6 protein-coding genes and 1 pseudogene (1 of these 7 only partly in view) are annotated in these 7,500 nt (G+C 40.7%); 4 read left to right on the top strand and 3 right to left on the bottom strand.

Translation table 11 applies throughout. From position 1 onward, the window contains the following. The 3 genes in view from LEP1GSC062_RS20350 to trpS are tightly spaced (at most 6 nt apart) and all read left to right on the top strand, a layout consistent with a single transcriptional unit that may run on beyond the window. On the top strand, positions 1–491 hold the 3' portion of the coding sequence (locus LEP1GSC062_RS20350) for a LolA family protein (RefSeq protein ID WP_010576593.1). It extends 103 nt beyond the left edge of the window; 491 of the gene's 594 nt are visible here — the last part of the coding sequence; the start codon falls outside the window, past its left edge; it ends in the stop codon at positions 489–491. Positions 492–497: 6 nt separating this feature from the next. After that, entirely contained in the window at positions 498–2,318 is a 1,821-nt protein-coding gene (locus LEP1GSC062_RS20345; RefSeq protein WP_010576592.1) for a hypothetical protein, read from the top strand. Next, positions 2,315–3,283 (top strand): tryptophan--tRNA ligase, encoded by a 969-nt coding sequence (trpS, locus tag LEP1GSC062_RS20340; protein ID WP_020985353.1) that lies wholly within the window; start codon positions 2,315–2,317, stop codon positions 3,281–3,283. Before LEP1GSC062_RS20345 ends, trpS begins: the two co-directional genes overlap by 4 nt. A 76-nt stretch (positions 3,284–3,359) precedes the next feature. On the opposite strand, the pseudogene LEP1GSC062_RS25230 reads toward trpS, so the two are convergent. Beyond that, positions 3,360–3,651: pseudogene (locus tag LEP1GSC062_RS25230) on the bottom strand (hypothetical protein); the annotation flags it as partial. Positions 3,652–3,732: 81 nt separating this feature from the next. Next, entirely contained in the window at positions 3,733–3,957 is a 225-nt protein-coding gene (locus LEP1GSC062_RS23760) for a hypothetical protein (RefSeq protein ID WP_010576589.1), read from the bottom strand. Between the two features lie 267 nt (positions 3,958–4,224). Between LEP1GSC062_RS23760 and LEP1GSC062_RS20325 the strand changes: the two genes are divergently transcribed. Further along, complete coding sequence (locus tag LEP1GSC062_RS20325; protein WP_020985346.1) at positions 4,225–5,373, top strand: hypothetical protein; 1,149 nt, start codon at positions 4,225–4,227, stop codon at positions 5,371–5,373. A gap of 387 nt (positions 5,374–5,760) precedes the next feature. Here the strand turns inward: LEP1GSC062_RS20325 and LEP1GSC062_RS20320 are convergent, their stop codons facing one another. Next, positions 5,761–7,257 carry an ABC-F family ATP-binding cassette domain-containing protein gene (locus tag LEP1GSC062_RS20320; protein WP_020985344.1) on the bottom strand — a complete coding sequence of 499 codons (1,497 nt, stop codon included), beginning with the start codon at positions 7,255–7,257 and terminating at the stop codon, positions 5,761–5,763. Positions 7,258–7,500 lie beyond the last annotated feature (243 nt).

Raw genomic sequence — 7,500 nt, 5'->3', positions numbered from 1 at the left:
CTCTTTTAGGCAGAATGGGCGAAATTTCATCTTTAAGAGCGAGCGTTACGATCAATAACGAAATTTCAGGAACACTGTCCTTTAAAAAACCGAATTATTTACACGTCAAATTCTCAGATGGTAGAGTCGTTTCTTCCAACGGTAGATTTCTTTGGTTTTATTCTCCCGCAAGAGGCATCGTCGGAAAACAAGATCTTCGCGGAACTTCCGGAGGAGTCTTCGGCTTACTCAGCGGTTACGAAGAAATCACTCAAGTCGGAGGGTCGATTCGACTAAAATCTCCTACAAAATCGTATGAAGAAATCGTAGTGACTATGAACCCAGACAATACTCCCAAATCGCTCCGAATGAAACACAAAGGATCCGGAGAATATACATCGATCAGCTTTTCCGGTGTGCAAACGAACGTAGGACTTTCCGCTTCTCTGTTCAACTTCAGCGCCCCTTCCAGCGCACAAATTGTCGAGAATCCACTGAACGAAAAGGAATAAACTCTCTTGTCTGTAAACTCAAGGACTGACGCCCATAAGACATTCGCGGATCTCTATAGAAAACAGAGAAGCCCCGAACATCAGGAGCAGATCGACGAAGTCATTCAAAAGTCGAATGATATCTTTATTCGAATCGATTTGATGAAGAAAGTCGACGAAGAATTCGAGAAAAAAAGACAGGAAGAAAACAAAAAGTCGGAAGAAGATAGACCTAAAAGAAGTTCCGAAAAATCCGCGACCTCCACAAAAACCATCCCCAAACCCACTCGAAGAACGGAATCCAATTCTTCCGGAGGGGTCGGATTCTTGGCGAACCTTTTCGGCGGAAATCCCGCGATTAACAAATTCGCAAGAGAATCCGGAACGATAGATGTAGGTTTTTTAGGAAGAAAACTGCAGGTTTCCAGCGGTGTTCATAACTTATTCAAATTTTTAAAGGAAGACCAAATCATCGCTACGATCCAAGCGCTTCGTTTCTGCGAACAACAGGGCTGGAGATATTGGAAGCCTCTCGTATACAACGTGGTATTAAATTTTAATAAACTTCTCAACAGTATCATTTCTTTAGATAGTCTATTTATAGATCAGATCTCTCCGGAAATTTTTTTAAACCGCGCAACTAAATTAGAACTTTATTATGCAAGACATTTAAGTAGGGAAGACTGCAAAGATATCATCATGACGGAGGTTCCAGAACTGGTGCGTAAGGACGAAAAGCTGGTTCCGAAAATGCCCCAGATTATGGCGGGACTTTCCTACGGACTGAACCTTGAAAGCGGAAGACCTAAAATGTCCGACGCAATTCGGGCATTCCATATCGTCGCGACAAAACGAATGATCGCTTGGAACGAAATCGTTCAACAACTCAACGTTCCTCCGATCAATGAAACTAAATTTCAGGGTTCTCCCGACATCATCAAAGAAGTGGAAACAACTCTGCTTCGTCTTGCGGACGATATCCAGACTAGACTGAACCGCAAGCACGAACTACAAAACCTGAGAGAAAGATATTTCCGAATCGACGATAAAGGAAGAATGAACTTCGACTTTTTGAATCTGATCGTAGACGATTATTTTGAAAATCACGTTCCCGAAAATATGCAGTCCGCGTCTATGAAATCTTCCTTTAAAGGGACTCCTCATAAATTGATGTATTTATTGCTTAGGGATCTCCAAGCTTCCTATGCTCCGATTTTAGAAGGGACCGTTAAGATAGGTTCGAAAAACCAGAGTAAAGACGTAATTATTATGCATCCCGGTCTTTTTAAAAGCGATATCGAGCAAATCAATAATTTGCTTCGTCTTTTGGACGCGTTTAATAAAAAATATCCGAGCTTTCAATACAGCTTTGCGACTTACAACGAACATACGACTTCAACGGTGGGAGTGGAAGACCAGATTACTCAGAACCTTTTGAAGTTACTCGGAGACGCCGCGGCATTTATGGGAAAATTTGCGGAGAAAATCAATATCATCGTTGAAAATCACTTACTCGCAAAACAATACGAAGCTTCCGGCAAACTGAACGAAAGAGTTCTGGTTTCCAAAGAGAAAGTAATCGAAGAAATCAAAATTCTTCACAGATTTATCCCTTACTGCGATTCGACCATCGTTTCGGGAAATCGATTGAACGGGAAAACGTTAGAATTCGCTTTTTTGGAGATGACAAAACTCTTCTATAACTATGCGGTGATTTATAAGGATAAATCCACGATTACCAAATTGACCTTACATAAAAAATTAGATGCAGAGCTTGGATCTTTGACGAAAGAATACGAGAGACTTTCCGGTAAACCTTACGAGACAAAGCGAACGGAGGAAACATGAGGATTCTCACAGGAGTCCAACCTTCCGGTAAGCTTCATTTAGGAAATTTTTTCTCCGTCATTCGAAAGCTCAAAGAATATCAGGACTCGGCAGACTTATTTTGTTTCATTGCAGACCTGCATTCTTTAACTACATTCTCTTCGAAAGAAAAACAAAAAGAAAATACATTCAACGCAGTCTGCGATTTTTTAGCCCTGGGAATCGATCCGGATCGATGTACGTTTTGGCTACAATCTGGAGTTCCCGAGGTCACCGAACTAACTTGGTATTTGAGTCATTCGATCACAGTCAATCAGTTGAACTTGGCGCATTCTTACAAAGATAAGGTGGCAAAAGGTTTTAGTCCCGGCGGAGGGCTTTTTTTCTATCCGGTTTTGATGGCGGCGGATATTCTCGGCTTCGACAGCGATCGGGTTCCTGTCGGTAAAGACCAAAAGCAGCATTTGGAATTTGCAAGAGATATCGCTTCGAATTTCAATCGGGAAATCGGTCCCGTTTTTAAAATCCCCGAACCGGAAATCGACGAAACAACGGCTTTGGTTCCAGGTACGGACGGACAGAAAATGTCTAAGTCTTACGGAAACACGATCAACTTTTTCGATTCCGAAAAAGAACTTAAGAAATCCATAATGTCTATTACAACCGACTCCGCGGGAATCGACGAAGTCAAAGATCCTTCCAAAAGTAATATTTATGCAATTCATTCTTTGTTTTTAGATGAAAAAGGAAAAGAAGCCCTCAAACAGAAATTTTTAATCCCCGGAACCGGATACGGAGATCTTAAAAAACAACTTCTACAGGATACCTTGGATTACTTTGCTCCTTTCCGTAAGGAACGGGAAAAAATCGGGGAAGACAAATCTTTTGTGGAAGCAGCTCTCAAAAAAGGACAAGAAAAAGCCCGAAATACGATCACAAATGTCCTCGATCGAACCCGCAAAGAATTGGGGATTTATCGGTTTTAAAATCCAGAATATTCCGTTTTTATTAAATGATTGAATCGATTCATCTTTCTGCGCTGCCTCTCGTTATTTCGTATAAAAAGAGCCCCTTTTGCGTATAAGCACTACTGTTATAAGAATTACAAGCTCCATAAAAATCACCCGAGTTGTCGGTAGGTTCGATCTAGTCGGGTTTTTCTTTGCAAACTAAGAACCTTATTCTGATGCAATTTTTCAAAAACGTCGATTGGATTTTGTACCGCTTGTCCGTGATGCGTGTAGAAGAGACCTCCCCAAAAGAGAGAACCGATTAAAATCGTTAGAATTTTTTCATGATTTTCGCTTCGTATAATCTTTGTTATCTTTCTCCGAAATAGTTGGCATTTAGACATGCGAGAATATCGTAAGCCATCTTTTCAAATATAAGTTTTTTCAAAAAAGACCCGTATTGAAAGTCATTTGCCTACCCCATATTACGTAATTATATCTCCGGAAAAATATTCTTTCAAATTTAACTCCTCGAAGCCGCGCACCGTTTCTTCTCCAATTGTATAATTCACTTCATAAAAAGATTTTAGAATATATCCCGCACAATCTATTTTTTGCAGTTTTAATTTCCATTGAAATGAAGGACGGTCCGCCTTATTCCTTGAATTCCATTCTGTCCCACGGAACCATATCGATAAGAAATAAAACATACAAAAGGTACTTTATTATATAGGAACTAGTAATTTTAAACGGACATACTCAGCCGACTCTTTATAAATACCCATCTACATCCAACGTTCGGCCGACAAACGGAAAAAAGTATCATTTTAATCTTACGAGAAGAGTATTCCAAAAATACTTTATCTTCGTCTAAAATGCCAAATTTTAAAATATCTTTGGGTATTTTCGAATAAAAGTTTCCGAAGAGGCTTTTTAATGATTGCCATTTATATGGCATTTCCGATCCTGCACACTTTATGAATCATCTTTACGCATCGCGTTTTATTCATCTTTTAACCTCACTTGCGGTTCTCGGCATAACAGTTCTAAATTGCAAGAAGGAAAAAGATGATTCTTCAATCCTCTTAGCCGTAGCAGCCATACTAGTCGGCTCTTCCACCCACAGTAGCTCCAACATTTCTTATGGCGGTACAAAAAGCCCGGGCGATGTTATGACAGGCGATATGGTGAAAGCCAATTATGGGAATTTCTCATTTACAAATCTCACCACCAATGAAAAAATTTCTGGACAAGTAGCCACATACACATCAAGCCCTTTCATCGCTCTTTTATCCGCACCGGCCTACACCCAAGGCGGGTTTGCCATTCCCATTGAAGGAGTGGGGCTCCTAGCCACGCCAATTTCAGGCTACTCAAACGCAGGTGGTGCGCCCGTAACGGCGATGCGTGCAGAACTGTACACAGAGAAAAGTTCAAATTGTTCCGACGTAAGTGGAACGTTTAATACAGTTCAAGCAATGTTCGGGAATGCGGTCGGCGCATTTCAAGGTGGGTATGGTACCTTGGCAATCACTGGAACAAACCAAAAATTCGTCGCGGGAACAATCACAACTTTGGGCGGTGCGGGTACCGCAGTAAACCTCAATAACGGCATCTGTACCGATGGTAAGGTTACATGGGCTACCGGTGAAACTGCATTCGTTTCTTCAACTGGTGTACTTATTTTAGATATGGGAACGGATAAAGGTGGTTTTTTCGGTTTAGCCAAAGACGTTAACCTAAACGGCTCAGGAATTCTAAACGGCAAAACACTTCTCGGTTTTGATAATTTGCGAGGAGCCAATGCGGCGACTGTTGATTCCTTCGTAAGTGGCAAATTCACGTGTTTGAACGGGGTTTGCACAGGAGTGAATATAGATGCTCGGACCTTGACGGCCCAAAATAACGGCAACTCTTCTACTAACGTTCCTGCATTCACAAATGGCATTTCGGCTTCTACGACGTTTGGAAATGGCGGAGGAGGAATGCCGCTAGCCGCAAACGATAATTTAGTTCTGATTGCGCGCACAGTGAATGGTAAGATTACGATAGCTATGATCGCCTGTTCGACGGGTGGATGTACAGCCGCTTCTTCCAGACACTTCGGGCTCTACACTGAAAAATAAGAGTTAACCCGCGCGCCGCTTACTTCTTTTACGGCGGCGGGTATTTTCCACTTGAAATAGCATACTCAGCCAAATTACGGTAACAAAAACAAAATAGGGAAACGGATCCATGAAATTTGTTCCCTATTTTTTGATATATAGGTTACAAATTTTAGAATATAACGATCTTAAAATATTCCCCTAAAAGACAAAATCTCTCCGTTCAAATGAGTAGAATTTATCCGAAAATTTTTTATCAAAGCGCAAGAGAAACTCTGGATATCCAAACCCAAACGTTTTATCCTTCGGAAATTAAATACGGACTTTGTAAACTCTTTTTAAAATCCCAAGACCGGACTTTAAAATAATCGAAAGACGTTTAGAAAAAATATAAAATATTCAAATTTATTAATAATCTTCATTCGACCAACCCACTTCGTTTAGAAAGTCGTCATAGGAACCGTCGAAAATTCGAATCGTATCGTTATCGAATACAATCAACTTTGTCGCAACGGCACGCAAATGAAGTTCGTCGTGAGTAACCATGATGACTGAACCCTCAAATTCATCAATCGCTTCGATAAGAGAATCGCAAGACTGCATATCCAAGTGATTTGTCGGCTCGTCGAGATACAGAAGATGACAAGGGGTCACAAGAATTTTTCCGAGAAGTACTCTACTTTTTTCACCGCCGGAAAGGACTTTGATTTTTTTAAGAGCTTGATCGTCTGAAAACATCAGACCACCCGCAATCGTTCTCGCCTGCCATTCCGTACAAGACTGATCGGAAACCATGATCTCTTCGACCACGGTCGAATTTTCATTGAGATTGAGTTTGTTTGTCTGACCGAAATAACCTTCTTTTAAAACCGGATGTTTTTTGATCGTTCCTTGGGAAGGTTCGAGCTCCCCGGCGAGAATTTTAAGAAGAGTGGATTTCCCTTTTCCGTTCTTACCGATGATACAAATTCTTTCTTTATTTCCCACACCGATGGAAAAGTTTTCGATGAGATACGGTTCCTTTCCATCATATGAAAAACAAAGGTTCTCCGCGGACAACATCTGAGTGGCGGCAAAAGGAGCGCTATTAAAATACAACTCCAAATCCTGAATTTTTTCCAGAGCTTTCATCTCACCTTGTTTTTCTAATTTTTTGACTCTGGACTGAGTTCGACTAGCGAAACTCGCTTTCGCTTTAAACTTTGCGATAAATATCTCCTCTTGTTTGCGTTTTTTTGCCTCGTTCAAGCGAGTCTTCTCGTAGATCTCTTCGGATTGATTGATCTGATTGTAAAGTTTATCCGTATCGCCTTGGACCTTGACCGCTTTAGTTCTATGGATCGCAATCGTATGAGTGACTACGGCATCCATAAATCCTCTATCATGAGTTACTAATATGATTTCACCTTCCCATTCTCGCAAAAATTCTTCGAGCCAACGAATCGTGACAATATCGAGATAGTTGTTCGGTTCGTCGAGCATCAGCATATCGGGAGCGGAAACGAGAAGTTTCGCAAGATTCATCCGGATCTGATAACCTCCGGAAAATTCGTTCGGATTTCTTTCCATGTCCTGTTCGGAAAAACCCAAACCGGAAAGAACTTTTTCAACCTGCCAAGTTTCGTATTCTTCCCCTTCGGGAAGACCAAGAGCACATTCTTCTAAAACGGTAGGTTTGGTAAAATGAAGATGCTGTTGGAGATAGCCGATTTTATAACCTTTAGGAACCGAGATTATACCAGAATCAGGTTCAACGTTTCCAAGAATCATCTGAAAGAGTGTGGACTTTCCGTGACCGTTTCGACCGACCAGGCCGACCTTTTCTCCTCGATTGACGCTCAAGTTTAAGTCGTCAAAAAGGACTTTGGTTGTAAAAGCCTTGTTTAGGCCGGATATTTTAATCATAATTGATGTGCTCTAAGTTTCTAAAACCAGATTTTCAAAAAAGGTTTATATTTCACTTAAAAATTAATACGATCGCCGCCCGATGTTCAAAGATCGTCTTTACTTTGAATTTAGAAAAAATGTAAATACGATTCTAAAAAAATCAGGCTTCCCTTTCAAATGTTAAGAATATAATACTTTTTTAAATCACCTTTCAACATCGCGACCCGATAAATCCCAACAAAAAAAATTCATTAAATACGA

The organism is Leptospira alexanderi serovar Manhao 3 str. L 60 (genome assembly GCF_000243815.2).
GTDB classification, from domain to species: domain Bacteria; phylum Spirochaetota; class Leptospiria; order Leptospirales; family Leptospiraceae; genus Leptospira; species Leptospira alexanderi.
This window is presented reverse-complemented; position numbering and strand designations above follow the sequence as displayed.